The following is a 25,591-nucleotide window of genomic DNA, read 5'->3' on the forward strand; positions in this document are numbered from 1 at the left end:
TTGATACGATATGAATGTAAATTGGTTTGATTTTGAATTGCCGGAGCAATTAATTGCACAGACGCCATTGTTGGATAGAACAGCATCAAGAATGCTTGCTTTAAATAAGCAAACAGGTGAATTGACGCATAACACGTTTACGGATTTAGAACAGTATGTCAAAGCCGGCGATGTGCTTGTATTGAATGATACAAGAGTCATTCCTGCAAGACTTACTGGCATCAAGAGTGACACAGGAGCTAAGATTGAGCTTCTTCTCTTAAATCAACTGGACGGCAACCGCTGGGAGGCGCTTGGGAAGCCTGCCAAACGGTTGAAGAAGGGGACAGAGCTCTCTTTCGGCGATGATGGTGCGGGCAATCCTTTGCTGCGCGCTGTTATTGAAGAAGAGGGAGAGATGGGCGGAAGAACGATTAGCTTCCAGTTCGAGGGCATATTCCAGGAACTGCTAGACCGATTAGGCGAAATGCCATTACCGCCCTACATTAAAGAAAGACTAGAGGAGCGGGAGCGCTATCAAACCGTTTACTCGAAGCATGCCGGTTCGGCAGCTGCACCTACTGCCGGTCTTCATTTTACCGATGAATTTCTGAAGAGGCTTCAAGCAAAAGGCGTGCAGCTAGCTTACGTTACCTTGCATGTTGGACTCGGAACCTTCCGTCCTATGTCCGTCGATCTCGTTGAAGATCATGACATGCATTCGGAGTATTATGAGTTGAATGAGACGAATGCTAAAATAATAAATGAAGCCAAAGCAAGCGGAGCACGTATTATAGCTGTGGGGACTACTTCTTCGCGAACATTAGAAACATTGGCTGCTCGTTTTGAGGGAATGCCGCTTCAGGCATGCAACGGTTGGACGTCCATTTTTATTTTCCCTGGCTATACGTTCAAGCTTGTTGATGCGCTGCTTACCAATTTTCATTTACCGAAATCAACGCTCGTTATGCTCGTGAGCGCACTTGCCGGACGTGATGCTGTCATGAAGGCATATGGGGAAGCGATTGCTAACGAATATAGATTCTTTAGCTTCGGCGATGCAATGTTTATTTACTAATTAGGAATGGAAGCGTGAATTGTGGCAATTAAATACGAATTTATTAAACAATGTAAGCAATCGGGAGCACGTCTTGGACGTATTCATACTCCACACGGTATTATTGATACACCAACTTTTATGCCTGTTGGAACGCAAGCTACCGTAAAGACTATGAGTCCTGAAGAGCTTAAAGCAATGAATGCCCAAATCATTTTGAGCAATACGTATCATCTGTTTCTACGCCCTGGACATGAAATCGTAAGAAACGCTGGCGGACTTCATAAGTTCATGAACTGGGATAGACCCATTCTGACAGACAGCGGCGGCTTTCAAGTGTTCAGTCTCAGTGAGATGCGTAAAATAACGGAAGAGGGCGTACATTTTCGCTCCCACCTAAATGGAGACAAAAAATTTCTTTCACCAGAAGTGGCGATGGAAATTCAAAATGCGCTAGGCTCCGATATTATGATGGCGTTTGATGAATGTCCACCATTTCCTGCTGATCATGACTATGTGAAGAAATCACTGGAGCGTACGACTCGTTGGGCGGAAAGATGCTTAGAAGCGCATGCAAGACCTCATGATCAAGGACTATTTGCGATTGTTCAAGGCGGAATGTACAAAGATTTGCGCATTCAGAGCGCAAACGATTTGACTTCCATGGATTTCCCGGGGTATGCTATTGGAGGACTGAGTGTAGGAGAGCCTAAGCATTTGATGTATGATGTGCTTGATTATACCGTTCCCATCTTACCTGCGAATAAACCCCGTTATTTAATGGGAGTCGGTTCACCGGATGCGCTGATTGAAGGCTCTATCCGTGGTATTGATATGTTTGACTGCGTTCTTCCTACCCGTATTGCTCGGAATGGGACAACGATGACAAGCCAAGGCAGACTCGTTATTCGCAATGCGAAATATGCCGAAGATTTTGGTCCACTGGACCCTGAGTGCACATGCTACACTTGCACGAATTATTCAAGAGCCTACATACGGCACTTAATAAAAGCAGATGAGACGTTTGGCATGAGGCTGACGACTTATCACAATCTGCATTTCTTGATTCAGCTCATGAAGGACGTTCGGCAAGCGATTATGGATGACCGGCTGCTCGATTTCCGGGATTCTTTCTTCACAAGCTACGGCCTTTACGATAATGAGAAAGGATTTTAAAAGGAGGGGTCTCTATGTGGCTAGCAGCAGAAACAACGGGTAATGGAATTTTTGGAATGATTTGGCCTTTTGTTCTTATGTTTGCGGTTTTTTACTTCTTACTGATTCGTCCGCAACAAAAGAAACAAAAACAACGTACTAACATGCTTAGTCAATTGAAGAAAGGCGATAAAATTTCAACAATTGGCGGTTTGCACGGTACAGTTGTGGAACTGACTGATGATACTGTTGTGCTTCGTGTCAATGATACAACAAAAATGACTTTCGAACGCAGCGCAATCAATCAAATCCTTACATCTTCACCAACTGTAGCATTAGAAAAAGAATAATAAGATAGAAAACGGCTGACATGTTTCCATGTCAGCCGTTTTTTTATGCTTTTTAGATCCTCGGAGTAGGATCAATTAAGATTTTCGCTTCATATTTACACCGATCATACCGCCAAAGGCACCGATTAGCAGAGCTATAACCAATAGCCATACGCTGTGTAATGTCAGTGAGGCGTTTGACGCTAAGAAACTGACAAGAATTATGGTGATGCCATACAGAATTCCGAGTAAGGAGCCGTTATACCAGCCTTTGCTTTCAGAGCGCTTGCCAGCAGTAAAGCCGCCTGCCAATGAAGCCATACCATGAACGAGGAATGCAGCTGTGGGAAGGCTACTTTCCTTCATTTCCGTAAAATGCAGGAGCAGTGAAAGCAGCAGGGCGCCAGCTGCGAGCCATACAATCGAAAATAAAATACCAGCAAGCAAAGGTGATGCGATTAATGGCGGTTTAGGAGCTTGTTTTACCGAACTCATCAATTTCCCCCCAATGTTAGGTGCGTATTACTTAACCATATGGTCAAGCTAGTTAGAATAGTACAACTATAGAAGAACAGTAAGGAAATTTATTCTTCTAAATACATTGCCATAAATTCGGGTAGAGCATTTCGTATGATGTTCGTTGACATAGGTCAGAATAGCTTTACGCACAAAAGCAGATGACAACATTGCTGTGACTAAGTCGAGGAGGCGGTTTCATGGAATTTTGGAGCCTGTTGTTCCGGACATTGATCATTTATTTCGTCGTATTTCTGATCATGCGCTTTATGGGCAAGCGAGAGATCGGTAAGCTTTCCGTATTTGATCTTGTTATTTCCGTAATGATTGCTGAAATTGCGGTTATCGTGATTGAAGATATGGAACGATCGATGTGGAGCGGTATTATGCCAATGGTCATATTATTGCTGATTCAAGTCGGCAGTGCTTTTATGACAATGAAAAGCCGTAAGCTAAGGCTGCTATTTGACGGTAAGCCCAGTGTTATTATCGACAAAGGAAAATTAAATAGTGATGTCATGAAAAAGCAACGTTACAATCTAGATGATTTGATGCTTCAGCTTAGAGAAAATAAAGTCAGTGCAGTATCTGACGTAGAGTTTGCTATTTTGGAAACAAGCGGCAAGCTATCTGTCATCCTTAAAGAGGAGTCGGGCTCCAGTGACTCAGACGAGGACTCGAGTGTCGAGAATATGGAGGCACAGGATGATGCGCCAGGACAAAGGCTTAAACAATTTAGTCATACCAGAATTATCCCTCCCAAATATCGGTTTGAAATTTTACCGATTCCACTTATTATGGATGGTAAGGTTCAGGATAATAATTTGGAAAAGTTAGAAAAAACAAGATTTTGGCTCAAAAATGTACTTCAAGGCGAAGGCGTTACTGATTTTAAAGATGTATTCTTTTGTACAGTGGATCACAAGGGGAAGCTATTTGTTGATTTACATGAAAGAAAACCGCGTACCTAGGAAGGGGAATATCCCCTTTCTTGGCAGCGGTTTTTTTGTATACAGGAGAGAATCTTATTATTTAAACCATTGACCAAACAGTGGGATACGTTTGATATCATGCCGATCAATGATTTTCATGATAATCATAAGTAGTAAATAAAGGATGAGACTTGCTGCACAAGCAATAATTAAATTAATCCATTCTTGAGGAAGAGGCTGCTGATTCATTGTGAAACGTGCGGCTGCGCCCATGATAACCATGGCAGCGCCAACCTTAACGAAATCAAGAAATTTCATACGAAATCCAATAAATCGAAGGACACTAATGCCATGCAAAATGGTGACAAGCGCGATATTGACGTTAATAGCAATGAGTGCGCCGTATATGCCAAAATCAGGATTAGAGGCAAGAATAATAATAATGACAAGCTTGACAATTGCTCCGATTAACGTGTTGATCAAAGCGGTGCCAGGCTTATTCAATGCTTGTAAAGCAGCTTGCAGCGGAGCTTGCAAATAGATGAATATTCCAATGGGTGCCATCAGTTGAAGCATAGGAGCAATGTCACTATGGTTATATAAAATACGGCACAATGGTTCTGCAAACAAGGTCATCACGACAACGAAAGGTGCGCCTGAAACGAGTGCAAGCCGCATGGATTGATGCATCCGTTTATGGATAAGCGGGGTATCGCCGCTGGCGGCGGCTTCCGCTAAAGAAGGCACTAAGGATACAGCAAGTGAATAGGTCAGTGCTGTTGGCAGAAGCAGCAGCGGAATGATCATGCCTTGGAGCATGCCATACTGAGCTGTTGCAACGCCAGATGCTATTCCTGCGACCGCTAAGCTGCGTGCTGTAAAAATGGTTTCAAGCAAATAGGAAAGAGAACCGACAAGACGACTTCCTGTTACCGGAATGGATATGCTTAATAGTCGCCGAAGTACTGGAATTCGTTTTCCCGCAGGTTTAGAGGCTGGAGAGGAAGCATGTTTACTATGATTCTTGTCCTTATCCCGGTAATATTTCCACATGATTACGGCTAAGCCGCCAATTTCTCCGATTACGACACCCAGCATGGCTCCAGCAGCAGCCCATGCAAGTCCGTAGGGCAAGAGTAAGTAAGAGAAGGTGAGTGAGGCGATAATTCTAATCACGGTCTCAACCGTTTGAGATACAGCACTAGGTATCATATTTTGCTTTCCCTGAAAATATCCGCGATAAACAGATGCAACACCGTTAATGACCAGAAGAGGCGACATGACAAGAAAGGTCTGATAAACTCGGGCATCAGGTAATAAATGCTTAATGATCCAAGGTGCAAACAGGAGCATTAATGAGGTCATAATAATCCCAATAGCAACAACAAAACTCATGGCAGCTCGGAAAATATTTTTTACTCGAGCAGTATCCCCCTGTGACTCTGCTTCGGCAACCCATTTAGCAACGGCAAGGGGAATGCCTCCTGTAATAATCGTCAACATCACAATTAGAAAAGGATAACTAAGCTGGTATAAACCAACACCTTCGGCACCAATAATGCGTGGTAGAGCAATACGGGGCACAAAACCAAGCAACCGATTAATAATACCGGCAGCGAGCAAGATCATTGCACCCTTTATAAAGGTTTGCTTCGTCATAGGGATATCCTCATCTCTTTCATAAAATAGCTGAACCGCTCCTGTTTTGAATACATATTTAGAAGTTGGAAGACAGGCTGTTACTATCATCTTTATGCGTGGCATGTCCTGTTCCATGTCAGTCATTTTTAATAATCTACAGAAAGGGGCAGGAAATTAACGTAACGATAGCGAATAGTTGTACGTAGACAATATGTTTTATTCTGTAACACTTTCAGGAGGCACAGCATGGCAGATGAAGACGAAGCGTTTAGCCGTATGATCGAGGAGCTATGCAATAGCAAGGCAGAAGAGTTTCATCTCATCGGATATGAGCATGTTACAGGCAAAGAAGTTTGGGAATGTGTCAGTGAAAAATATCCCAAAACCGGTCAGCCGGAGCTGCACCAGTTAGTGAACGATATTTTATCGCTTAAAACCATGAGATTTATGAATTTTATGACGATAAGCGCATACAAAGGAACCCAATTTTAATGGATGGGTTCCTTTTTTTGTATGTTCAAATCAATAAATGCGGCAAATGAATCCGATATATTGAGTCAACTAGAATAAATGACGCTATATTTTTTTTGACTCGATTTTGTGCCATCTGTATAATATGAATATTGAGATCATAAGGGGGATTCAGACGTATGTTTGGGAAGAGAATATTTGCCTTCCTTGCGATCGTGGTCATTTTGTTTGGCGTTATCGCTTGGACAAGCCCTGCACTAGTAAAAGATGTTCGGCTAGGTCTAGATTTAAAAGGTGGATTTGAAGTTCTGTACGAAGCAGAGCCGCTTGAGGGCGGACAAGCTGTAACACCTGAAACCTTGAAGGAAACAGCAAGAAGTTTGGCATCACGTATCGATGAACTCGGTATCGTAGAGCCGGAAATTACAACTGAAGGAACAAATCGTATTCGCTTGAGATTGGCTGGCGTTACAAATGAGGATGAAGTTAGAGAGTTGCTGGCTAAGCCAATCAACCTAACTTTCCGTGCCCCCGACGGCACTATTGAGCTGGACGGAAGCGATTTTGTTCAAAATGGCGCAGGCGTTGGCTATGACAATCTAGGAAAGCCATTCGTTAGCATAAAATTGAAAAATGCCGATAAGTTCGAAGAAGTGACTGGAAGACTTGTAGGCCAATATTTGGCTATTTATTTGGATGATGAAGAGCTGTCGAGACCAGGCGTTGAAAATGCGATTCCAGGCGGATCTGCAACGATAACTGGTAACTATACGAATGACGAAGCAAAAGAATTAAGAGATACGATTAACCTTGGATCTTTGCCTCTAAAGCTAGTTGAAAAGTATACCCAAAGCGTTGGCGCCAGCCTTGGACTTGCATCCTTGAAGGATACAGTTGAAGCGGGCGTTATCGGTTCTGTTATTATTTTGGTGTTTCTCGTTATTTTGTTCCGTATTCCAGGTGTTATCGCAGGAATTACGGTCATTACGTATGTATGGCTGTTGCTCATTGTATTTAATTTAATGAATGCTACGCTGACGCTGCCGGGTATTGCCGCCTTTGTTCTTGGTATCGGTATGGCCGTAGATGCCAACATCATTATGTATGAACGGATTAAGGAAGAAATTCGAAGCGGAAAAAGCTTACTATCCTCTTTGAAAGCTGGATCGAAAAACTCCATCCGTACAATCATGGATGCCAATATTACAAATATTATCGCGAGTGCGGTATTGTATTATATCGGTAACGGAGCAATCCGTGGCTTTGCCTTGACGATGATCTTCAGTGTTCTCATCAGTATGGTGACGAATATTTTCTTCTCTCGTTTCTTAATTATGTTGATTATTAAGAGTAACTTGTTCACCAAACCTAGCTACTACGGCGTAAAGGAGGCAGAAATCCGTGAACTTTAATACAAAAATTCGTTATGACTTCGTAGGAAACCGCAATAAGTTCTTTCTGTTCTCAATTGCGTTGACCGTAGCAGGTATTTTATCCTTGCTTATTTTCAATCTTAATTTCGGCGTTGATTTCAAGGCCGGCACGAATATGGATATTTCAGTAGGTAAATCAGTAACGCAACAGCAAGCAAAAGAGATTCTCGCAAAAGCAGGTATCGAAGGCATCACACCAACTGTAGGCGGTGAAGGCAATAAACGTGTCTCTGCTCGTTTCGATGAGGTTCTAGCTCAACCGAAAATTGTAGAAATTCAAAATGCATTTAAAGCGGAATTCGGCGACCAAGTATCGGCTGAGGTTAACGTTGTATCCCCAGATATGGCGCAGGAGCTTGGGATAAAAACAATCTGGGCGATTCTTATTGCCAGCGTTGCTATTATGCTTTATGTCATGATTCGTTTTGAATGGCGGTTTGCGTTAGCTGCGAATATCGCGATTCTTTATGACGCATTCGTAGTAGTAGCAGTGTTCTCCATCTTCCGACTGGAGGTTGATCTTCCGTTCATCGCGGCTGTATTGACGACAATTGGTTATTCCATCAATGATAAAATCGTTATTTTTGACCGGATTCGGGAGAACCTTCGTTTTGGTCAATACAAAAATAAAGAGCAGCTTTCTGAAATGGTTAATGCGAGTATTTGGCAAACGATGGAGCGTAATATTTATACCGTGTTAGCCGTATTGGTAGTAGCAGTAAGTTTGTTTGTATTCGGAAGCGAATCAATCAAACTGTTCGCACTTGCGAAAATTATTGGTCTATCAAGCGGTGCTTACTCTTCCATCTGTATCGCAAGTCCGCTTTGGCTTATGCTTAAGGGCAAACAAAAGCCAAAATCAAAAGTATCCGTTAAATCATCAACAACTTAATGGTTAGCAATGCTTACGAAGTAGGTTTTGCATTCGCAAAACCTAAGGATATGCTTACGAAGTAGGTTTTGCATTCGCAAAACCTTGTAGGAGGTACAAATGTCAACCACACAGCGATATGCAAAAGCAGAGTCCGCAAGCTGGGCCGGCTTATGGGGAAACATGCTGCTGGCACTATTTAAAGGTTTGATAGGTTGGTTGTCAGGTAGCAAGGCACTGCTTGCAGATGCATTTCGTACGGCGGCAGAGGTTGCGGGCGCAATGGCTGCCGTATCAGGACTGCGAGCGAGCCGTCGCCACAAATCGGTTAAACATAATGCCGTTGCAGAGAATGATGATAGACAAGGAGAGACGGCGACAACGATTATGTTGTCAGTCGTCCTTCTCATCATTGGACTTGAAATCGGAATTTCAGCAATCAGAGACATTTCAGATCATGTTACAGAAGCCCCTCACTGGAGCTCAGTAGCTGTCATTGTAGGAGCGTTGCTTTTGCAGCAGCTTTTTTTTCCGTCCAAGGATCGATTAAGCGGACTGTATTGTGCTTTGGCTTCACTAATTGGTGCAGGAGTCGCGATTATTGGGAAAATATTAACGATACCCGCTCTTTATTATTTTGATCCAGCAGCAGCACTCGTCATAGCGGTTATCGTGTTGTTCAACGGTTTCCGCATAGCAACAGGCTCCACGCTCAAAGTGGGGAAGGAATCAGCAGAAGAGGAAGACTCGGATGAGCTGATGCAGCTTATACAGCGCGTGGAGGGTGTAATAACCGTTCAATCATTACGGGCAAAAGAGCATGGCCACTATGTCATTGCTGAGATCGTTATTAGTGTCAATCCGCGCTTGTCTGTGCTGGAGGGTCATGAAATAGCTAAGCGTGTAAAATTTCTTGTGATGAAAAGATTTATACATGTGACAGACGTATCCATTTATGTTGAGCCCTACGATCCTGGTTATCCGTATAAGTCCAATCATGATCCTAATCAGGAGCAGATGCCGACACTGCTGCAATAAGAACTGCAAACAGCAGGAGAGGAGAATGCACCATGATTAAAAGAAAAACGCGCTGGGCGCTGGCGCCTTGGTCTCCTAACAATGAAGACATTGCGAAAAATTTAGCATCGAAGCTAAACCTTCCGCCGCTCGTATCCCGGTTACTCGTACAACGCGGATTTGTCGAGGAAGAAGCGGCAGAACAATTTTTACGCGGAGGCCATGAGCTATTCCATGATCCTTATTTATTGTTAGGCATGAAGGAAGCAGTCGATCGTATCCGACTTGCCGGAGCTAACCATGAGAAAATAAGGATATATGGCGATTATGATGCTGACGGTGTATCCAGCACATCGTTGCTTGTATTTTTGTTTCGTTCTCTTGGCTATGATTTTGATTATTATATTCCTCATCGCTCTATCGAGGGCTATGGCTTAAATCGCAAAGCAATTGAGCTTGCTGCAGAAGAAGGCATAGCTTTAATTGTTACAGTGGATACAGGAATCAGCGCAGTAGATGAGATCGCTTATGCGAATGAATTAGGCATCGATGTGGTCGTTACGGATCATCACGAGCCTCCTGAACAACTTCCCAGTGCCTATGCAATTGTAAATCCCAAGCAAAAGGACTGCACATATCCATTTAAAGGATTAGCTGGCGTAGGGGTTGCATTTAAGCTGGCGCATGCTATGCTTGATCGTCCGCCTCTCGAATGGACGGATATTGTGAGTCTGGGAACGATTGCCGATCTTATGCCGCTTGTTGATGAGAATCGAATATTGGTTCGTTACGGTTTGGAGCAGCTGCACAGCAATACACGAACTGGATTCCGTGCATTAGCCGAAGCCAGCGGAATTGAAATCGAAGGGTTAACCGCTTCTGGAGTAGCTTTTGGAATGGCGCCGAAGATTAATGCGGCAGGTCGATTAGATCATGCCAAGCGAGCGGTTGAACTGCTGACAACAGAAGACTATGATAATGCTATTCTGGCTGCAGCAGGCTTAGACAACTTGAATAAAGAACGGCAGCGCATTGTGGAAAGCATCGTTAAGGAAGCTGAAGAACAGTGGGCACTCAAATGCACGCAGGCTGAAGAAGCCGGGAAGGCATCACCTTCCGTCATTGTTTTGGCGGGTGAAGGCTGGAATGTAGGTGTAATTGGCATTGTCGCTTCAAAGCTGCTGGAGAGGAATTATAAGCCTGTTATTATTCTTGGCATCAATGAGGAGACGAGCATGTGCAAAGGCTCTGCCCGTTCCATAGAGGGCTTTGATCTTCATGCTGCTCTTACTGCTTGTGAGGAGCTTCTCGCTCATTATGGAGGCCATCAGGCAGCGGCAGGAATGAGTCTTCATCGAGAGCAGCTTGCGTTGTTTGAAGCAAGGCTTTGCGAATTGGCTGAAGAGTGGCTGACACCTGAAGATTGGATTCCCAAAACTTCGGTTGATCTTATGTGCTCTGTAAGCGAAGCAACTCTAGAAACCATTACGGAGCTGTCACAGCTAGAACCATTTGGGATGGGTAATCCTTCACCGCGTCTTCTGTTTCAAGGAGCAGAGCTTGCTGATCGCCGAGCAATCGGTAAAGAATTCAAGCATTTGAAGCTTTCACTGGGCAGCGGTCGCCGATTGCTGGACGGAATAGGCTTCAGTATGGGCATGCTGTCAAAACAGCTTCAACCGGGAATCAAAATTGACGCTATTGGTGAGTTGTCGATAAATGAATGGAATGGTCAGCGCAAGCCGCAGCTTCAGCTCCATGACCTTCATTATGATCCTGCGGCGGAAGATCTTTTTCCAAAGCGTGAGCAATTTGGCGGGGTCTATCAGCAATTGAAGAAGCTTGGGGAAGCGCCGCTTCAAGGCTTAGAAGAACGTTTATCGCAAAATAGTGGTTTACCTCTGGAGATGGTACAGCTTATGCTGGATGTATTCGAGGAGCTGCAATTTATCGAACGTTCAAACGGCATCATGATCGCAGCGGCTGCGCCGCAAAAAAGAGATCTGCAATCTTCACAACGCTATCAGCTGGCGAAGCAACAGTCTGAGCTGTCGCGAATAGGAATGTAGCACAAAAAACAAAACGAAATGTTGAAATGGAAAGGGTTGACAGACAAATTATGTCGAACACAACATACAATTATAAAGATTACATCCGGGTTATCCATGATTTCCCGCAGCCAGGCATCCGTTTCAAAGATATCACTACACTGTTGAAGGACGGAGGAGCTTATCGCGCAGCTATCGAAGAGATGCGCGCAGCCGTTCAACATCTGAAAATTGATATTATTGCCGGACCAGAGGCTCGCGGCTTCGTAGTAGGAGCACCTTTGGCATTAGCATTAGGTGTGGGCTTCGTTCCCATTCGCAAGACTGGCAAGCTGCCAGGCGAGACGATTACAGCATCTTATGATTTGGAATACGGTAATGATCAGCTTGCTATGCATAAAGATGCCATTGCACCTGGTCAACGCGTACTGATTGCCGATGATTTGCTGGCAACAGGCGGAACCATTGCAACATCCATTAACCTAATTCGTCAGCTTGGCGGAGAAATTGTTGGTGCAGCTTTCTTAATCGAGCTTGCTTATCTGACTGGCCGTGATAAACTAGATGGTATAGAAGTATTCTCGTTGATGACTTACAAATAAGAAGTTCGGCGAAATCCGACTCATAAAAAAGACCGCCTTTCGCCTTTTACGCTATCTGCGTGGGGGAATGGCGGTTTTATTTTATTGATGAAGGGCTCCAGCAGTTGACGTAGTACCGTTATTACAGGCATAATATTATAAAAACTCGGAAAACGCATGAATGGGATCCGCCAGGAGTGTATTCAGAAAGGGACGTTTCATGGGCATTGAGCATTTACTAGAGAAGGCATCCGCCTATATGAAAGAGCAGGACCTTATACGCATCCAGGAAGCCTATGACTTTGCGGAACAAGCCCATCACGGACAAGTGAGGAAATCGGGAGAGCCGTATATATTACACCCCGTTGCGGTTGCTGATATACTTGTTGATATGCAAATGGACGTGCTGTCGATTATTGCGGCATTGCTTCATGATGTCGTCGAGGATACGACGGTGGATCTGAAGATGGTTCGTGCAAAATTTGGCGAAACCTGTGCGATGTTGGTAGACGGTCTGACAAAGCTCGAAAAAATTCAATTTCGTTCTAAAGAAGAGCAGCAGAACGAAAATTATCGTAAAATGTTTGTCGCGATGGCGCAGGATATTCGCGTTATTTTGATTAAATTAGCGGATCGTCTGCATAATATGCGGACACTCAAATTTCAATCAGAGGAAGCGCAGCGTCGTATCGCTTATGAGACGCTGGAAATTTTTTGTCCGATTGCTCATCGTCTTGGTATATCTGCGATCAAATGGGAAATGGAAGATATCGCTCTTCGTTATTTGAACCCGCAGCAATACTATCGCATCGCGAACCTGATGAAGAAGAAGCGTGCGGAGCGCGAGCAGTTCATTGAAGATGTCATTTCTCGTATTACAGAGAAGATGGAAGAAATGGGTATCGAAGGCGATATTTCAGGACGTCCTAAGCATCTATACAGTATTTACAAAAAAATGACCGATCGTAACAAGCAGTTCACGGAGATCTACGATTTGCTTGCTATTCGCATCATTGTAGAAAACATTAAAGATTGCTATGCGACGCTCGGCATTATTCATACGCTCTGGAAACCGATGCCAGGCCGCTTTAAGGACTATATAGCGATGCCTAAGGCAAATATGTACCAGTCGCTTCATACGACGGTCATAGGACCAAATGGAGAGCCTACAGAGGTTCAGATTCGAACAAGTGAAATGCACAGAACTTCGGAGTACGGCATTGCAGCTCACTGGGCTTACAAGGAAGGTACTCTTGTGCCAAACGGCAACTTTGAAGACAAAATGTCCTGGTTCCGTGAAATATTGGAGCTTCAGCATGAAGCTCGCGATGCTTCAGAGTTTATGGAATCGCTCAAAATGGACTTTTTTGCTGATTTGGTGTTCGTATTTACCCCAAGCGGTGAGGTTATTGAGCTGCCTGCCGGATCTGTTCCGCTTGATTTTGCATACCGAATCCATACAGAGGTTGGTAATCGTACGATCGGCGCGAAGGTGAACGGTAGAATTGTACCGCTTGATCATAAGCTGAAGACCGGTGATATTGTTGAGATTTTGACATCTAAGCATTCCTACGGTCCAAGCCAAGATTGGATTAAAATCACACAGTCCTCTCATGCGCGGAGCAAAATACGTCAATGGTTCAAAAAAGAAAGACGCGAGGAAAATGTAGCGAAGGGCAGAGAATCGTTAGAGCGTGAGCTTAAGCGTCTTGGCCTGGAGGCATCAGCCTGGCTGACTGAGGATAAGCTCCAGGAGGCTGCAGCAAAGTTTGCTTTTAATGATATCGAGGATATGATGTCGGCTATAGGTTTTGGCGGCATTACGGCACCTCAGGTTTGTTCGAAGCTTACCGAGAAAATGCGCAGAGAAGCTGAGCTAGCAAGCCAGATCGAGTTAACGAATGAAGTGAAAGAAATTAAATCACCGGGCAATCGGAGAACGAGACCGAATCAAGGCGTTACCGTGAGGGGCATAGATAATCTGCTTGTTAGATTTGCTCGTTGCTGTAACCCAGTGCCTGGCGATGAGATTATCGGCTATATCACCCGCGGGCGAGGCGTTTCTGTTCACCGCATGGATTGTCAGAACATTCCTTTTGGCGATCAGGGTGAAGAGGGAGAACGCGTTATTGAGGTAGAGTGGGAAGATTCCATTGAGGCGAATTACAGCGTAGATATTGAAATTACGGGCAGTGATCGCAGAGGGATTCTTAACGAGGTGCTTCAGGCGGTTTCTGAAAGCAAAACGAACATATCTACCGTTTCGGCTCGTTCTGTAAAAAATAAAATGACTTTAATCCATATGACAGTGCTCATCAGCAATATTGATCATTTGTCGTCTGTTGTAGAAAAAATAAAACGTGTTCAGGACATTTATACCGTGCAGCGTATTATGCAGTAAAAATTTGCAATCGCATGTAATAATGGCTGCTTCATGCAGTTGTAAATGTCCTCAATAACGGAGGTCTATAGTAGTGAAGGTTGTTGTGCAGCGCAGTAAAGAGGCAAAGGTCATCGTCGACGGTGATACTGTTGGTTCTATAGATTTCGGACTCGTGCTTCTTGTAGGATTAACGCATGAGGACACGGAGTCGGATATTGCCTGGATGGCGGATAAAGTAGCTAACCTGCGTATTTTTGAAGATGAATCCGGTAAAATGAACCACTCTGTCACCGATATAGGCGGTCAGCTGTTGTCGATATCGCAATTCACCCTTTATGGGGATTGCCGCAAGGGCAGAAGGCCGAACTTTATGAAGGCAGCTAGACCTGAGCAAGCAGAGGAGCTATACGACAAGTTTAACGAGGCTCTTCGCGCGCTTGGACTAGTCGTTGAAACGGGGCGCTTTGGTGCCATGATGAGTGTTGAGCTGGTTAATTCAGGTCCAGTAACGTTAATTTTGGAGAGCGGCGCTTAAGAATGACTTCGTGGGAAACAATATACAGTAAGCTGCGCTGAGCTATGACTTAGCTGATGCGAGCCTTATGCTGTATGGGAGGTATTCCACGGATGCATCAATCTCGCAAGGAACAAGGAATGGAGAGAGCTTCTAGAAGACTGCTCCATCCCGATCGCAGAGAGGCAAAGGTTTTCTCAGAGCTTGAGGATGATATTGAAGCTGCTGAAGAATGGGCAGGTTTTCCTCAGCAGCCCCGACGCGATAATCAAGGTCATCTATAGCTCAAGGAAAACACCGTCTAAGCATTCGCTTGGACGGTGTCTCTGTTTTCAGGACAAAAATTAGCGCAGCCAACTTTCTAATAAAGCTCATAATATAAAAACGCTTTCGAAATTGTAATATTACTGTAATCATTTTCTAACTTTCCTTTAACATCGTTAACCTATAATAGAACTCGACCCCCTTTTTAAAAATATATTACTTATGGACCTACAAACTGGTTTTGTAGGTTTTTTTCTGCCCTTTTTTCCGAAGCCTGAGATGTGACAACCCCTCTAGGCAGATGAATCTTGACTTTAAGCATTGCGAAGGGTAGAATTAATAAACAATAATGATTGTATGATTTGATTCGTTGATGGGACAAAGTAATTCTTCACGCTATACTCAGAGAGGGACGTCAATTGGCTGCAAGCGTCCTTATATCGGTGGAATGAATAGACCTCCCGGAGAACATACGGTGAACAGGTGAGCGTAAAGCATTAAGCTTGTACGAGTACTCAGTAGCTGTAATGCGAGTGACGGGCGTTAACCGTCTTGAAGCGAGCTTATGCATCTCATGCATACTCGGAATGTGGGTGGTACCACGGGAGCTACACTCTCGTCCCTTACGGCATATGCCGTTAGGAACGGGAGTTTTTTGTGTTTTCTGAGGTTTATTCTAAGCAGAAATAAGGGGTCAGGAGGGGTTTGCATATGGCATTTCAAAAATCACCGGGAACACAGGATATACTGCCTGGTGCCGTTGAGAGATGGCAATTCGTAGAGCAAAAAGCGCGTGATATTTGCGGACGTTATAATTTCCGTGAAATTCGGACGCCGATGTTTGAATCGACTGAGCTATTCCAGCGCGGCGTGGGTGAGACAACGGATATCGTGGAGAAAGAGATGTATACCTTCATCGATCGAGGCGATCGCAGTCTAACGCTTCGCCCTGAGGGAACAGCGGGCGTTGTAAGATCCTATGTAGAAAACAAATTATACGGAGAACCCGATGTATCTAAGCTTTATTACATTGGACCGATGTTTCGTTATGAGCGTCCGCAAGCAGGTCGTTATCGCCAGCTGCATCAGTTCGGTGTTGAAGCAATAGGTTCAGTCGATCCGGCTATTGATGCAGAGGTTATTGCTTTAGGCTATACCTTCTATACCGAGGTTGGTTTGAAGGGTGTTCGTGTCGAGATCAATTCCGTAGGCACGCCAGAGGTGCGAGCGGTGTTCCGGGAGCGTCTGCTTGCATTCCTTGAACCGAAGCGCTCCTTGCTTTGCAAGGACTGCCAATCTCGGATGGATCGCAATCCGCTGCGCGTGCTGGACTGTAAAGTGGATCAAGAGCATTTTACGGATGCGCCATCTATCTTGGACAGCTTGGATGAGGAATGTCAGCTTCATTTCGATAAGGTGAAAATGTACTTGACGGATATGGGCATTCCATATGAAATCAATCACCGGCTTGTTCGCGGATTGGATTATTACACGCATACCGCTTTCGAATATAAAGCGGAAGGCATCGGCGCCATTGATACCATTGGCGGCGGCGGCCGTTATAACGGGCTCGTAGCAGAAATCGGCGGGCCAGATCAGCCAGGAGTTGGTTTTGGACTCGGTCTTGAGAGAACGATACTTCTGCTTCAGCATCAGCAAACTGAGCTGCCTGTAACAAGCGGAGTGGACGTTTATCTCGTAGCACTTGGAGATGCAGCTGATCGTGAGGTTACGAAGCTTGTGTATCAGCTTAGAGCGCGCGGCATTCGTGCAGAACGTGATTACCTTGGTCGTAAGATGAAAGCGCAAATGAAGTCAGCAGATCGGCTTCAGGCTCGTTTTACAGCGATTCTTGGTGATGATGAGCTTGAACGCGGTGAGATTGCTTTGAAGGATATGAGCAATGGCGAGCAAAGGAAAGTAGCTCTAGAGAAGCTCGCTGATGAAATTAGCGGTTCAGATTCAAATCATAACTAAACTAACTAAATGAGGAGCATGAAAATTATGTTGTTAAAAACACATCACTGCGGCCGCTTAACAAAAGCGGACGTAGGTCAAAGCGTCATCCTTAACGGCTGGGTACAACGTCGTCGCGATCTTGGGGGCGTCCTATTTATTGATTTACGCGATCGTTCAGGTATCGTACAAACGGTATTCAATCCAGATTTCTCCGGTGATGCGCTTGCTATCGCTGATCGCGCTCGGAACGAGTTCGTTCTTGCGATTCAAGGTACAGTCGTAGAACGTGACGCTGAAACTTATAATGCTAACCTTGCAACAGGCGAGATAGAAGTTCGTGTTACAAAAATCGAAGTTTTGAATGCTGCAAAAACACCTCCATTCCCAATTGAAGACGGCGTTGAAGTGGATGAGTCGCTGCGTTTGAAATACCGTTATCTTGACCTTCGTCGTCCGGAAATGCAAAAAACTCTTTTCCTTCGTTCGAAAGCAGCTAAAGTATTCCGTGATTTCCTTGACGGAGAAGGCTTTATCGATGTAGAAACGCCGATCCTTACGAAAAGCACGCCAGAAGGCGCTCGTGACTATTTGGTGCCAAGCCGTGTGCATGAAGGCGAGTTCTTCGCATTGCCGCAATCACCGCAAATTTTCAAACAGCTGCTTATGGTAGGCGGTATTGAGCGTTACTATCAAATCGCTCGTTGTTTCCGCGATGAGGATCTTCGTGCAGACCGTCAACCGGAATTCACACAAGTCGACATTGAGACTTCATTCCTCTCACAAGATCAATTGCTTGCTATGATGGAAGAACTGACTGCTAAACTGCTTCGTGAGACGGTTGGCGTTGAGCTTGAGCTTCCGTTCCAACGCATTACGTATGCAGATGCTATGAACAAATACGGCTCAGACAAACCGGATCTGCGTTTCGGTCTTGAAATCGAAGACATTACTGACATCGTATCCACTAGCGACGTAAAAGTGTTCGCAAGCGTTGCTGCTGGCGGCGGCGTTGTTAAAGCGTTGAATGCTAAGGGCTGTGCAAGCTGGAGCCGCAAAGAACTTGATGAATTGCAGCCGTTTGCTGTCCGTTACGGCGGTAAAGGCTTGGCTTGGATTACGGTGAAGGATGGCGAATGGCGCGGTCCGATCGTTAAATTCCTTAAACCAGAAGAAATTGCTGCTCTGACTGAGCGCTTGCAAGTAGAAGATGGCGATTTGCTCACTTTCTCTGCTGATAAGAAGAAGGTAGCTGCAGATGTGCTTGGCAACCTTCGTTCAAAATTGGGTAAAGATCTGGGTCTAATTGACCAATCTAAATTCAAATTTGCTTGGGTTGTAGATTTCCCACTTCTTGGTTGGGACGAAGATTCCAAACGTTATGTTGCTGAACATCATCCGTTCACTCGTCCAAATGAAGAAGATCTTCACTTCTTCGATACAGATCCAGGTCAAATTCGCGCACAAGCGTATGACCTAGTACTGAACGGTTATGAAGTAGGCGGCGGCTCCATGCGTATTTACAAACGTGAAGTGCAAGAACAAATGTTCAAAGCGCTTGGTTTCAGCATGGAAGAAGCGCAAGAGAAGTTTGGCTTCTTGCTCGATGCATTCGAATACGGAACGCCTCCACACGGCGGTATTGCTTTTGGTTTTGATCGTCTAGTTATGCTTCTTACTGGCCGTACGAACCTTCGTGAGACGATTGCATTCCCGAAAACAGCAAGTGCAACGGATCTGCTTTGCGATGCGCCGTCTGAGGTTGAACTCTCTCAGCTGGAGCAGCTTCATATTCGTACTGTGCTTAAACCAAAACCGGTTGCCGCTGCAACTGCAGCAGCTGCTGCTTCTGAATCAAACGAAAAATAAAACATCAATGCGAAAGGGGCGGCAGCCTGATGCTTCACCAATTTTCACGAACTGAACTGGCTATTGGACCAGAGGGACTTGCGCTAATGAAGGGGAGCACGGTTGCCGTGCTCGGCATTGGCGGAGTCGGCGGCATTGCTGCTGAAGCGTTGGCGCGAACTGGCGTTGGACGGATCATCCTGGTCGATAAGGACGTTGTGGATATAACGAACGTCAATCGTCAGGTCCACGCGCTTACGACAACGGTAGGACAAGTGAAAGCAGAACTTATGCGCGACCGGATTAAGCTTATTAATCCGGAATGCGATGTGATCGCGCTACGGATGTTCTACACAGAGGAAACGTATGAACAATTTTTCGAGTATCCACTCGATTATGTTGTTGATGCTTCAGACACGATTTCGTACAAAATTCATTTGATCAAGCAATGCTTGGAGCGGAAAATTCCGATCATATCCAGCATGGGTGCTGCGAACAAAATGGATCCAACGAAGTTTCAAGTGGTTGATATTTCAAAGACGCATACGGATCCTTTGGCGAGAGTTATTCGCACAAAGCTGCGTAAAGAAGGAATTAATAAGGGAGTAAAGGTTGTGTTCTCAACCGAGCTGCCGATGAAACCCCGTGAGGATGTAACGAAGCGGATCGTTCCTGAAAATGCGCCGGAAATTCGTAAAGCGAAACAACCTCCTGCGAGCAATGCATTCGTTCCTCCTGTCGCTGGCCTTATTATGGTCAGTGTCGTTGTGAAGGACTTGCTTGAGACAGGCGGCATTGAGCTCTAGCTGAAATACAAGAGGTAGAATAACCTCTCAAACGTATACTTTTATTTGAAAATAGCCGTTTCGAGCCAAGAGAGCATATGCTCTTCAGCTCAAAACGGCTATTTTTTATGAGCAATGATCAGTGTCGTCTCATCAACTCGGATACTTGAGCCAGTTAAATGAGGACATACGCTGATACATTTGTTGGGTATCGAATAAAACGGGCACGACGTAGTCGCCTTTATAATAGGTCTCTTTGCCTATCTTCTCCATGGGGATCTGAAAGCTGACACGAAGCGCGCGATAAAAAACAGGCTCTAACAAGGAGACGAAGTAGCGATAATCATGCTTATCTGCAAAAAAGATGATGGAGGAGAGGAGGTCGGAGATATAGCCGCCGCGAAAAGATTTCAATAGAGCGATTTTGTCGATTTCGGCGACTAAACCCTTATCAGCCGCGGCAAGGATATGCTTTGGAAGAGTAGTCACATGCAAGACCGAGCTGTTTTTTTTGTCAAAAAGGTTAATTTCAGCGGTGCCTATATGATCGCCTTCTGGGGTGACAATCAGATACCTAGCAAGCGAGCATTCACTATATTCTAATTCATAACCCTTTTCCTTCCATACACTAGTCCAAATATCATTAAATAATGCGGTTTCTCTTGTATTTTCGACACGTTTAAACAAAATACTTCAACCCCCATGACTTTCGACTCATTAATTGCAAATAATAACCTTATATGACAAAAAAATAATGTTCGACAGCGATATTATACTCATTATACCAATTTTTGTAAACCGTTTTTTTTGTGAATTAATAATGTCCTTTTTATGAATCTGGCGAACAAATGTGCTTGTATGCTATGATCGAGGTAACAGAGGAAAGAAGGTTGGGGAGCGCAAATGGATTTATTTAATTATCAGGAGGAAGAAGCGCCGCGTGCACGGCTGCTGGCTGACCGGATGCGGCCGCAAACTTTGGATGAATATATTGGGCAAGAACATATAGTAGGCAGTGGGAAGCTGCTTCGGAGAGCGATTGAGGGTGATCAGGTTTCGTCTATTTTGTTATATGGACCTCCTGGCTGCGGCAAAACGACGCTGGCACATATTATTTCACTGCGTACCGCAGGCGAATTTGTGAAGCTTAATGCAGTTGATGCATCCGTTAAAGACGTGCGAGAGGTGATTGATCGTGCTCGGACTAATAAATCCATGTACGGGAAAAAAACGATCCTATTCTTAGATGAGGTTCATCGATTTAATACAGCAAGACAGGATGCACTCTTGCCTGCTGTAGAGCAGGGAATTATTATCTTTATTGGTGCTACGACAGAAAATCCATTTCATCATGTGAATGGGGCTTTATTGTCACGTTCTACGCTCTTCCAGCTTCAACCGCTCGACGAAGAGCATGCCTATCAAGCGATGAAGAGAGCGATAGCCGATGCTGACCGCGGTCTAGGCTTTATGGATTTGCATGCGGATGAAGAGGCGCTTCGCCATATTTCGACTATGGCAGGCGGAGATATTCGTCGTGCGCTTAACGCCTTGGAGATTGCAGCGGTGACAACACCCTCAGAGATGGATGGCTCCGTTCATTTAACACTGGAGGTAGCGCAGGAATCCATAAGGAAGCCGAGCATGCGTGCAGATCAGTCGACGCAATACGATGTGCTCTCAGCCTTTCACAAAAGCATTCGCGGCTCAAGCGATGCGGCTTTATTCTGGTTTTTTTATGCAGTGGAGAAGTTAGGAATGGACCCTATGACCTTCCTTAGGAGGCTTATTGTTGCCTGCAGCGAGGATATCGGTCTTGCCAATCCGCAAGCTATGATTCAATCGGTAACGGCAATGGATGCTTATCATAAGATTGGCTGGCCAGAAGCCAAATACAACATATCACAAGCGATTCTATTCGCTGTGGAGAGCCCAAAATCGAATGCTACAGCAATTGCTATCGGCAATGCAGAAGCGGCAATAGAGCGGGCAGGGGGAGCGGAGGTGCCGCTTCATCTGCGGGACACCCATTACCGCGGCGCGTCACAGCTTGGTCATGAGGGATATAAATATCCGCATGATTACCCGAATCACTTTGTGAAGCAGCAGTATTTGCCGGATACGCTGGGAGGCATGACTTTTTATAAGGCAACCGAGCAAGGCATGGAGGATAAGATTAAACAAAATCAGCAGAAACGAAAAAACAATCATTGATCTTGAACATGTTTTTGTGAAAAAATAGGCTGCCCTTAGTCCGAAGACTAGCAGGGCAGCCTATTTATGTAGTATCACATTTAAATAGCGATGGAGAACATCAGTGCGAAATAACCGAAGACCGCAACGAAAATACCCATAATCAATGCAGGCAGTATGCGGTTAGCGCGATACATCATGATCAGACCGGCACCCATTAATACAGCAGCTGCAAACATGAGAATACTCTCCAAATGCAGCGTGAAATGCAAGGTAATATCTGGGCTGAACGGCCCCTTGTAAAGTGCTGTAAACAACGGTGAAGGAGAAACGGTTTGAAGTGTTTCCTTGACATTATGCGGTGGCGCTTGCTGCCCAAGTACTGCAGTTGCTGCGAGCACAAGAAGCGCGAACAAGCTTTCTGCGCGCATCCATCGTTTCGGATTGAAGGATGAATGGATTCCATTCAGCTTTTTGAATAGGAATCCATTTGTGTATGCAAACAGCAGCAAAGGAATGATGAGCAAATGCTTCATAAGGAGCATTTGACCGTATGGAAGCATCCAAGCCTCTACATAGTTGGAGGTCGTAAATGTCATGAGCAACAAACCGGCTACCAGCGTCACAACGACACAGACGATAGCTACTGGAGAAAACCATTTTAAGAAGGGTGACCAGTTCGCGTCATCTTTGGAAAACCAGCTTACAACGAATAAGATCCCGATCCATATGCTCACAGCAAGGAAATGCGCTGAGTGTGTTACTAAGCCTTTAAATCCGTATAACGCTGATGCATGGCTGGCGTAACCGAGCCATACGATTAAGAGAAACGTAACAAATAAAGCTACTTTAGGCATGTGCTTGTCATTGCGAAATGATTTGAGACCGAGTAAGAAAGCAAGGCCGCCAGCTCCAATCGCTGTCCAAAGCCAAGCTTTACCCATATTGATATCAAGCAAAATACTTTTTAACACTGCGTTGTATGACATATCAAAGTCTTTTGCAAATAATAAAGCATTTTGATGAATCGGCACGTAGGATAAAATGGGAATGGCTATCACACAGGCTAGCAGTATGCCGTTCGGAACGTCTACTGTGGGCCTTTTTTGCTCCGGCACAAGCCGGAGCAATAGGGCTCCTGTCAATATAGCGAAGCAAATATAAAGAAGGCCTTCGCTAACGTATATCATTATTTACGCCTCCGGAGCAGCAATACGACTGCAGCTGCAACAATAATAACGCCGATTACGACAGCAGGTGTATAGTTTGTATCTTCTTTGTCTCCAGCAGTTGCCTCAGTATCTCCGTTATTATTCGCAGAATTGTCTGTCGGTGTGCTGACTTCAGGAGCAGGCGTTGCTGTTTCAGCTGGCGTTTCTGCTGTCGGCTCAGTTGTAGGCTCTGTAGAAGGCGTAGTCACAGGTGCTTCAACTGTAAAGGCATAATCTCCTTCTACGGAATGTCCATCCGCACCAATAATCGTCCATTTTACGGTATAAACACCATTAGGCAGTTCGGCTGGAACAGCGCCGCTCAGTGTGGATCCGCTGACCTTCGTTTTTTCAGTGGTCACTTCTTCACCAGCTGCGTTATAGAGCTTGAAATTGCTTAGCTTTTCAATTTTTGTGTTAAAGGTCATTTCAATTTGCTCTGGCGAGACATTGACCGTCGCATCTTTTGCGGGCGCAGATACTTCTATTTTCGAGTGCGCCAAGGCAACACCGGGTATGAGCCACAAAGCAGCAAGGCAAATAAATAAAATTCTTTTCATCATGTATTCCTCCTAAAAAGTTTTGTGAAGCAAAACTTGCTCCGTAAGCAGCCACTAAAAGATTTGTGAAGCAATTTTCATCCCATGCTGATTGCATTATAGCAGATTCAGAGGTGTGTAATCTGCATCATAAGGGGACAATTCGTATCGGCTTTATGAACTTTTCGGATGACTTCAAGGAATGCTTCCAAAATGAAGGAAATACGCCTCCAAATTATGTATATTGGATAGCCTATGTCGAATACACATAACTACAGTCATGAAAACGGCTAGTGCGATGATTGGATCGTATGATTCGGCGCTTAGCAGCAAGAAGCGTTCACACATTAAACAAAGATTGCCGTATCTTTGTTTCCAAAGGAGGTGCACCTGTTATCGCTCTCGCCATAGAGTGATGGACAGGGAATCGTTGAGTGACCCTTTACCGCTTGCTTTATCATTAATTCTCATTCTGATTTTAGTCCTGCTGAACGGTTTTTTTGTAGCTGCGGAATTTGCGATGGTAAAAGTCCGCGGAAGCCGAATACAGATGCTTGCCGCCGAAGGAAATTACTTAGCAAAGCTATCTATGCAATTATCAAGTAATTTGGATGCTTATTTATCCGCTTGCCAGCTCGGCATTACGCTGGCTTCCCTAGGTCTTGGTTGGATCGGTGAACCGATTATTGTGAAAATGATGGAGCCTTTGTTTGTTTGGATTGGTATACAGAACGAAACCTCCATTCACATCGTTTCTTATATCCTTGCATTTGGTTTTATTACGGTGCTCCATATCGTAATAGGAGAATTAGCGCCGAAAACGATTGCTATTCGCAAATCGGATGCCATTTCACTGCTAACGGCTGCGCCGCTTGTTCTATTTTACAAGCTGATGTATCCCTTCTTATGGCTGCTAAACGTTTTTGCAAATCGACTTCTTCAGTTAATAGGTATAGAGCCGGTCACGGAGAAGGATGCTGCTCATACCGAGGATGAGATTCGGATTTTGATGAAAGAAAGCCACAAAAATGGACTCATAGACAATACAGAGCTCACGCTTGTAGATAATATCTTCGAATTTACGGAAACAAATGCACGCGAGATTATGATACCGCGAACAGAAATGATTTGCTTAAATACGAGTCTTGCACTGGATGAAAATAAAAAAATCGCATTGGAGCAATTGCTGACTCGCTATCCTGTGTGTGAAAACGATAAAGACAATATCATTGGCTTTGTTCATATTAAGGATTTGCTGAAGGATACGTCACACAGCCTGCGTGATATAAGGCAAATAACGAGACCCATAACGACTGTGCCGGAATCTATGCAAATCAGCACCTTATTGAAGCTTATGCAGAAACGTAAATCGCAAATTGCCATTTTGATTGATGAATACGGCGGGACATCTGGATTGGTAACGCTGGAGGACATCATGGAGGAAATAGTCGGAGAAATTCAAGATGAATTTGATGAGGAGAGAGATCCGCTCGAAAAAAAAGATGATGACTCCTATTCCATTAGCGGATTGATGCTTATTGAGGCGGTAAACAGCTTTTTTGGTCTTGATATCGAAACGGATGATTGCGATACGATTGGGGGGTGGATTTATTCGAAAATAGATATTCCGCCTGTCGTTAATCAAAAAATAACTTACCCTGGCGGGTATGAATTCATTATCGAGGAAACGGATCATTTAAGAATCACACGTCTTATCATTAGGAAGCATGGCGAAAGAACGGAAGGTTCCAGATCTGTGGAGAAGCGGGCGGAGGGGTGAGACCTGCATTTTGGATAATTGTTATTTCAAAATAAATGAAATAAGGCTGTCCTATCGCATTACGCGACGGGACAGCCTTATTATTTGA

Annotated in this window: 23 protein-coding genes; 18 read left to right on the plus strand and 5 right to left on the minus strand. The window is 44.7% G+C overall.

The features are described 5' to 3' along the window. The first annotated feature begins 10 nt into the window (after positions 1–10). From queA to yajC, 3 genes are read left to right on the plus strand one after another with little or no spacing between them, the layout of a single operon-like run. On the plus strand, positions 11–1,057 hold the full coding sequence (queA, locus tag AC0YOD_RS19150; protein WP_475800924.1) for a tRNA preQ1(34) S-adenosylmethionine ribosyltransferase-isomerase QueA: 1,047 nt from the start codon (positions 11–13) through the stop codon (positions 1,055–1,057). A 21-nt stretch (positions 1,058–1,078) separates the two neighbouring features. Further along, the gene (gene tgt, locus AC0YOD_RS19155) at positions 1,079–2,212 is read left to right on the plus strand and encodes a tRNA guanosine(34) transglycosylase Tgt (protein ID WP_475800925.1); all 1,134 of its coding nucleotides are present in this window, start codon (positions 1,079–1,081) and stop codon (positions 2,210–2,212) included. Positions 2,213–2,226: 14 nt separating this feature from the next. Continuing rightward, entirely contained in the window at positions 2,227–2,541 is a 315-nt protein-coding gene (gene yajC / locus AC0YOD_RS19160) for a preprotein translocase subunit YajC (RefSeq protein ID WP_475800926.1), read from the plus strand. A gap of 75 nt (positions 2,542–2,616) precedes the next feature. On the opposite strand, the gene AC0YOD_RS19165 is transcribed toward yajC, so the two are convergent. Further along, positions 2,617–3,015 carry a TIGR04086 family membrane protein gene (locus AC0YOD_RS19165; RefSeq protein ID WP_475800927.1) on the minus strand — a complete coding sequence of 133 codons (399 nt, stop codon included), beginning with the start codon at positions 3,013–3,015 and terminating at the stop codon, positions 2,617–2,619. A gap of 221 nt (positions 3,016–3,236) precedes the next feature. Between AC0YOD_RS19165 and AC0YOD_RS19170 the strand changes: the two genes are divergently transcribed. Further along, the gene (locus tag AC0YOD_RS19170) at positions 3,237–4,007 is read left to right on the plus strand and encodes a YetF domain-containing protein (RefSeq protein WP_475800928.1); all 771 of its coding nucleotides are present in this window, start codon (positions 3,237–3,239) and stop codon (positions 4,005–4,007) included. A gap of 57 nt (positions 4,008–4,064) precedes the next feature. Here the strand turns inward: AC0YOD_RS19170 and spoVB are convergent, their stop codons facing one another. Further along, positions 4,065–5,627, minus strand: a complete 1,563-nt coding sequence (gene spoVB, locus AC0YOD_RS19175) for a stage V sporulation protein B (RefSeq protein ID WP_475801033.1) — start codon at positions 5,625–5,627, stop codon at positions 4,065–4,067. 228 nt (positions 5,628–5,855) lie between these two features. Here spoVB and AC0YOD_RS19180 point away from each other — a divergent pair, with 228 nt between their 5' ends. The 12 genes from AC0YOD_RS19180 (at position 5,856) to AC0YOD_RS19235 (ending at position 19,801) form a co-directional block, all read left to right on the plus strand. Beyond that, positions 5,856–6,101 (plus strand): post-transcriptional regulator, encoded by a 246-nt coding sequence (locus AC0YOD_RS19180; protein WP_475800929.1) that lies wholly within the window; start codon positions 5,856–5,858, stop codon positions 6,099–6,101. 158 nt (positions 6,102–6,259) lie between these two features. Further along, positions 6,260–7,492, plus strand: coding sequence for a protein translocase subunit SecD (gene secD / locus AC0YOD_RS19185; RefSeq protein WP_475800930.1), 1,233 nt, complete (start codon positions 6,260–6,262; stop codon positions 7,490–7,492). After that, the gene (secF, locus tag AC0YOD_RS19190) at positions 7,482–8,405 is read left to right on the plus strand and encodes a protein translocase subunit SecF (protein WP_475800931.1); all 924 of its coding nucleotides are present in this window, start codon (positions 7,482–7,484) and stop codon (positions 8,403–8,405) included. Before secD ends, secF begins: the two co-directional genes overlap by 11 nt. 99 nt (positions 8,406–8,504) lie before the next feature. Continuing rightward, positions 8,505–9,422, plus strand: a complete 918-nt coding sequence (locus AC0YOD_RS19195) for a cation diffusion facilitator family transporter (protein ID WP_475800932.1) — start codon at positions 8,505–8,507, stop codon at positions 9,420–9,422. Between the two features lie 32 nt (positions 9,423–9,454). After that, positions 9,455–11,470, plus strand: coding sequence for a single-stranded-DNA-specific exonuclease RecJ (gene recJ, locus AC0YOD_RS19200; protein ID WP_475800933.1), 2,016 nt, complete (start codon positions 9,455–9,457; stop codon positions 11,468–11,470). 50 nt (positions 11,471–11,520) lie between these two features. Further along, positions 11,521–12,051, plus strand: coding sequence for an adenine phosphoribosyltransferase (locus AC0YOD_RS19205; protein ID WP_475800934.1), 531 nt, complete (start codon positions 11,521–11,523; stop codon positions 12,049–12,051). 199 nt (positions 12,052–12,250) lie between these two features. After that, complete coding sequence (locus AC0YOD_RS19210) at positions 12,251–14,431, plus strand: RelA/SpoT family protein (RefSeq protein WP_475800935.1); 2,181 nt, start codon at positions 12,251–12,253, stop codon at positions 14,429–14,431. Positions 14,432–14,504: 73 nt separating this feature from the next. Beyond that, positions 14,505–14,948 carry a D-aminoacyl-tRNA deacylase gene (gene dtd, locus AC0YOD_RS19215; protein WP_475800936.1) on the plus strand — a complete coding sequence of 148 codons (444 nt, stop codon included), beginning with the start codon at positions 14,505–14,507 and terminating at the stop codon, positions 14,946–14,948. A gap of 92 nt (positions 14,949–15,040) precedes the next feature. Continuing rightward, a complete protein-coding gene (locus AC0YOD_RS19220) occupies positions 15,041–15,211 on the plus strand; it encodes a hypothetical protein (protein ID WP_475800937.1) in 171 nt (56 codons plus the stop codon). 691 nt (positions 15,212–15,902) lie between these two features. Next, complete coding sequence (gene hisS / locus AC0YOD_RS19225; RefSeq protein WP_475800938.1) at positions 15,903–17,168, plus strand: histidine--tRNA ligase; 1,266 nt, start codon at positions 15,903–15,905, stop codon at positions 17,166–17,168. A gap of 27 nt (positions 17,169–17,195) precedes the next feature. Further along, positions 17,196–19,016: an aspartate--tRNA ligase gene (gene aspS, locus AC0YOD_RS19230; protein ID WP_475800939.1), complete on the plus strand. Its 1,821-nt coding sequence runs from the start codon at positions 17,196–17,198 to the stop codon at positions 19,014–19,016. Positions 19,017–19,045: 29 nt separating this feature from the next. Then, positions 19,046–19,801, plus strand: coding sequence for a tRNA threonylcarbamoyladenosine dehydratase (locus tag AC0YOD_RS19235; RefSeq protein ID WP_475800940.1), 756 nt, complete (start codon positions 19,046–19,048; stop codon positions 19,799–19,801). Between the two features lie 132 nt (positions 19,802–19,933). On the opposite strand, the gene AC0YOD_RS19240 is transcribed toward AC0YOD_RS19235, so the two are convergent. Then, positions 19,934–20,467, minus strand: coding sequence for a GNAT family N-acetyltransferase (locus AC0YOD_RS19240; protein ID WP_475800941.1), 534 nt, complete (start codon positions 20,465–20,467; stop codon positions 19,934–19,936). 216 nt (positions 20,468–20,683) lie between these two features. Here AC0YOD_RS19240 and AC0YOD_RS19245 point away from each other — a divergent pair, with 216 nt between their 5' ends. Then, complete coding sequence (locus tag AC0YOD_RS19245; RefSeq protein WP_475800942.1) at positions 20,684–21,994, plus strand: replication-associated recombination protein A; 1,311 nt, start codon at positions 20,684–20,686, stop codon at positions 21,992–21,994. 80 nt (positions 21,995–22,074) lie between these two features. Here AC0YOD_RS19245 and AC0YOD_RS19250 read toward each other — a convergent pair whose 3' ends face one another. Then, positions 22,075–23,163: a copper resistance D family protein gene (locus AC0YOD_RS19250; protein WP_475800943.1), complete on the minus strand. Its 1,089-nt coding sequence runs from the start codon at positions 23,161–23,163 to the stop codon at positions 22,075–22,077. Next, on the minus strand, positions 23,163–23,744 hold the full coding sequence (locus tag AC0YOD_RS19255) for a copper resistance CopC family protein (RefSeq protein WP_475800944.1): 582 nt from the start codon (positions 23,742–23,744) through the stop codon (positions 23,163–23,165). Before AC0YOD_RS19255 ends, AC0YOD_RS19250 begins: the two co-directional genes overlap by 1 nt. Before the next feature lie 394 nt (positions 23,745–24,138). On the opposite strand from AC0YOD_RS19255, the gene AC0YOD_RS19260 reads away from it, so the two are divergent. Beyond that, positions 24,139–25,503 (plus strand): hemolysin family protein, encoded by a 1,365-nt coding sequence (locus tag AC0YOD_RS19260; protein ID WP_475800945.1) that lies wholly within the window; start codon positions 24,139–24,141, stop codon positions 25,501–25,503. Positions 25,504–25,591: the final 88 nt, after the last annotated feature.

The organism is Paenibacillus sp. J31P13, from assembly GCF_056269295.1.

Bases quoted from the DNA above. Each gene is read 5' to 3' on its own strand.
- AC0YOD_RS19220 (WP_475800937.1), top strand. From the start codon at position 15,041: ATGCATCAATCTCGCAAGGAACAAGGAATGGAGAGAGCTTCTAGAAGA.
- recJ (WP_475800933.1), top strand. From the start codon at position 9,455: ATGATTAAAAGAAAAACGCGCTGGGCGCTGGCGCCTTGGTCTCCTAAC.
- AC0YOD_RS19235 (WP_475800940.1), top strand. From the start codon at position 19,046: ATGCTTCACCAATTTTCACGAACTGAACTGGCTATTGGACCAGAGGGA.
- AC0YOD_RS19255 (WP_475800944.1), bottom strand. From the start codon at position 23,744: ATGAAAAGAATTTTATTTATTTGCCTTGCTGCTTTGTGGCTCATACCC.
- AC0YOD_RS19210 (WP_475800935.1), top strand. From the start codon at position 12,251: ATGGGCATTGAGCATTTACTAGAGAAGGCATCCGCCTATATGAAAGAG.
- AC0YOD_RS19180 (WP_475800929.1), top strand. From the start codon at position 5,856: ATGGCAGATGAAGACGAAGCGTTTAGCCGTATGATCGAGGAGCTATGC.
- secD (WP_475800930.1), top strand. From the start codon at position 6,260: ATGTTTGGGAAGAGAATATTTGCCTTCCTTGCGATCGTGGTCATTTTG.
- aspS (WP_475800939.1), top strand. From the start codon at position 17,196: ATGTTGTTAAAAACACATCACTGCGGCCGCTTAACAAAAGCGGACGTA.
- AC0YOD_RS19260 (WP_475800945.1), top strand. From the start codon at position 24,139: ATGGACAGGGAATCGTTGAGTGACCCTTTACCGCTTGCTTTATCATTA.
- AC0YOD_RS19170 (WP_475800928.1), top strand. From the start codon at position 3,237: ATGGAATTTTGGAGCCTGTTGTTCCGGACATTGATCATTTATTTCGTC.
- AC0YOD_RS19165 (WP_475800927.1), bottom strand. From the start codon at position 3,015: ATGAGTTCGGTAAAACAAGCTCCTAAACCGCCATTAATCGCATCACCT.
- AC0YOD_RS19195 (WP_475800932.1), top strand. From the start codon at position 8,505: ATGTCAACCACACAGCGATATGCAAAAGCAGAGTCCGCAAGCTGGGCC.
- queA (WP_475800924.1), top strand. From the start codon at position 11: ATGAATGTAAATTGGTTTGATTTTGAATTGCCGGAGCAATTAATTGCA.
- AC0YOD_RS19245 (WP_475800942.1), top strand. From the start codon at position 20,684: ATGGATTTATTTAATTATCAGGAGGAAGAAGCGCCGCGTGCACGGCTG.
- spoVB (WP_475801033.1), bottom strand. From the start codon at position 5,627: ATGACGAAGCAAACCTTTATAAAGGGTGCAATGATCTTGCTCGCTGCC.
- yajC (WP_475800926.1), top strand. From the start codon at position 2,227: ATGTGGCTAGCAGCAGAAACAACGGGTAATGGAATTTTTGGAATGATT.
- hisS (WP_475800938.1), top strand. From the start codon at position 15,903: ATGGCATTTCAAAAATCACCGGGAACACAGGATATACTGCCTGGTGCC.
- AC0YOD_RS19250 (WP_475800943.1), bottom strand. From the start codon at position 23,163: ATGATATACGTTAGCGAAGGCCTTCTTTATATTTGCTTCGCTATATTG.
- AC0YOD_RS19205 (WP_475800934.1), top strand. From the start codon at position 11,521: ATGTCGAACACAACATACAATTATAAAGATTACATCCGGGTTATCCAT.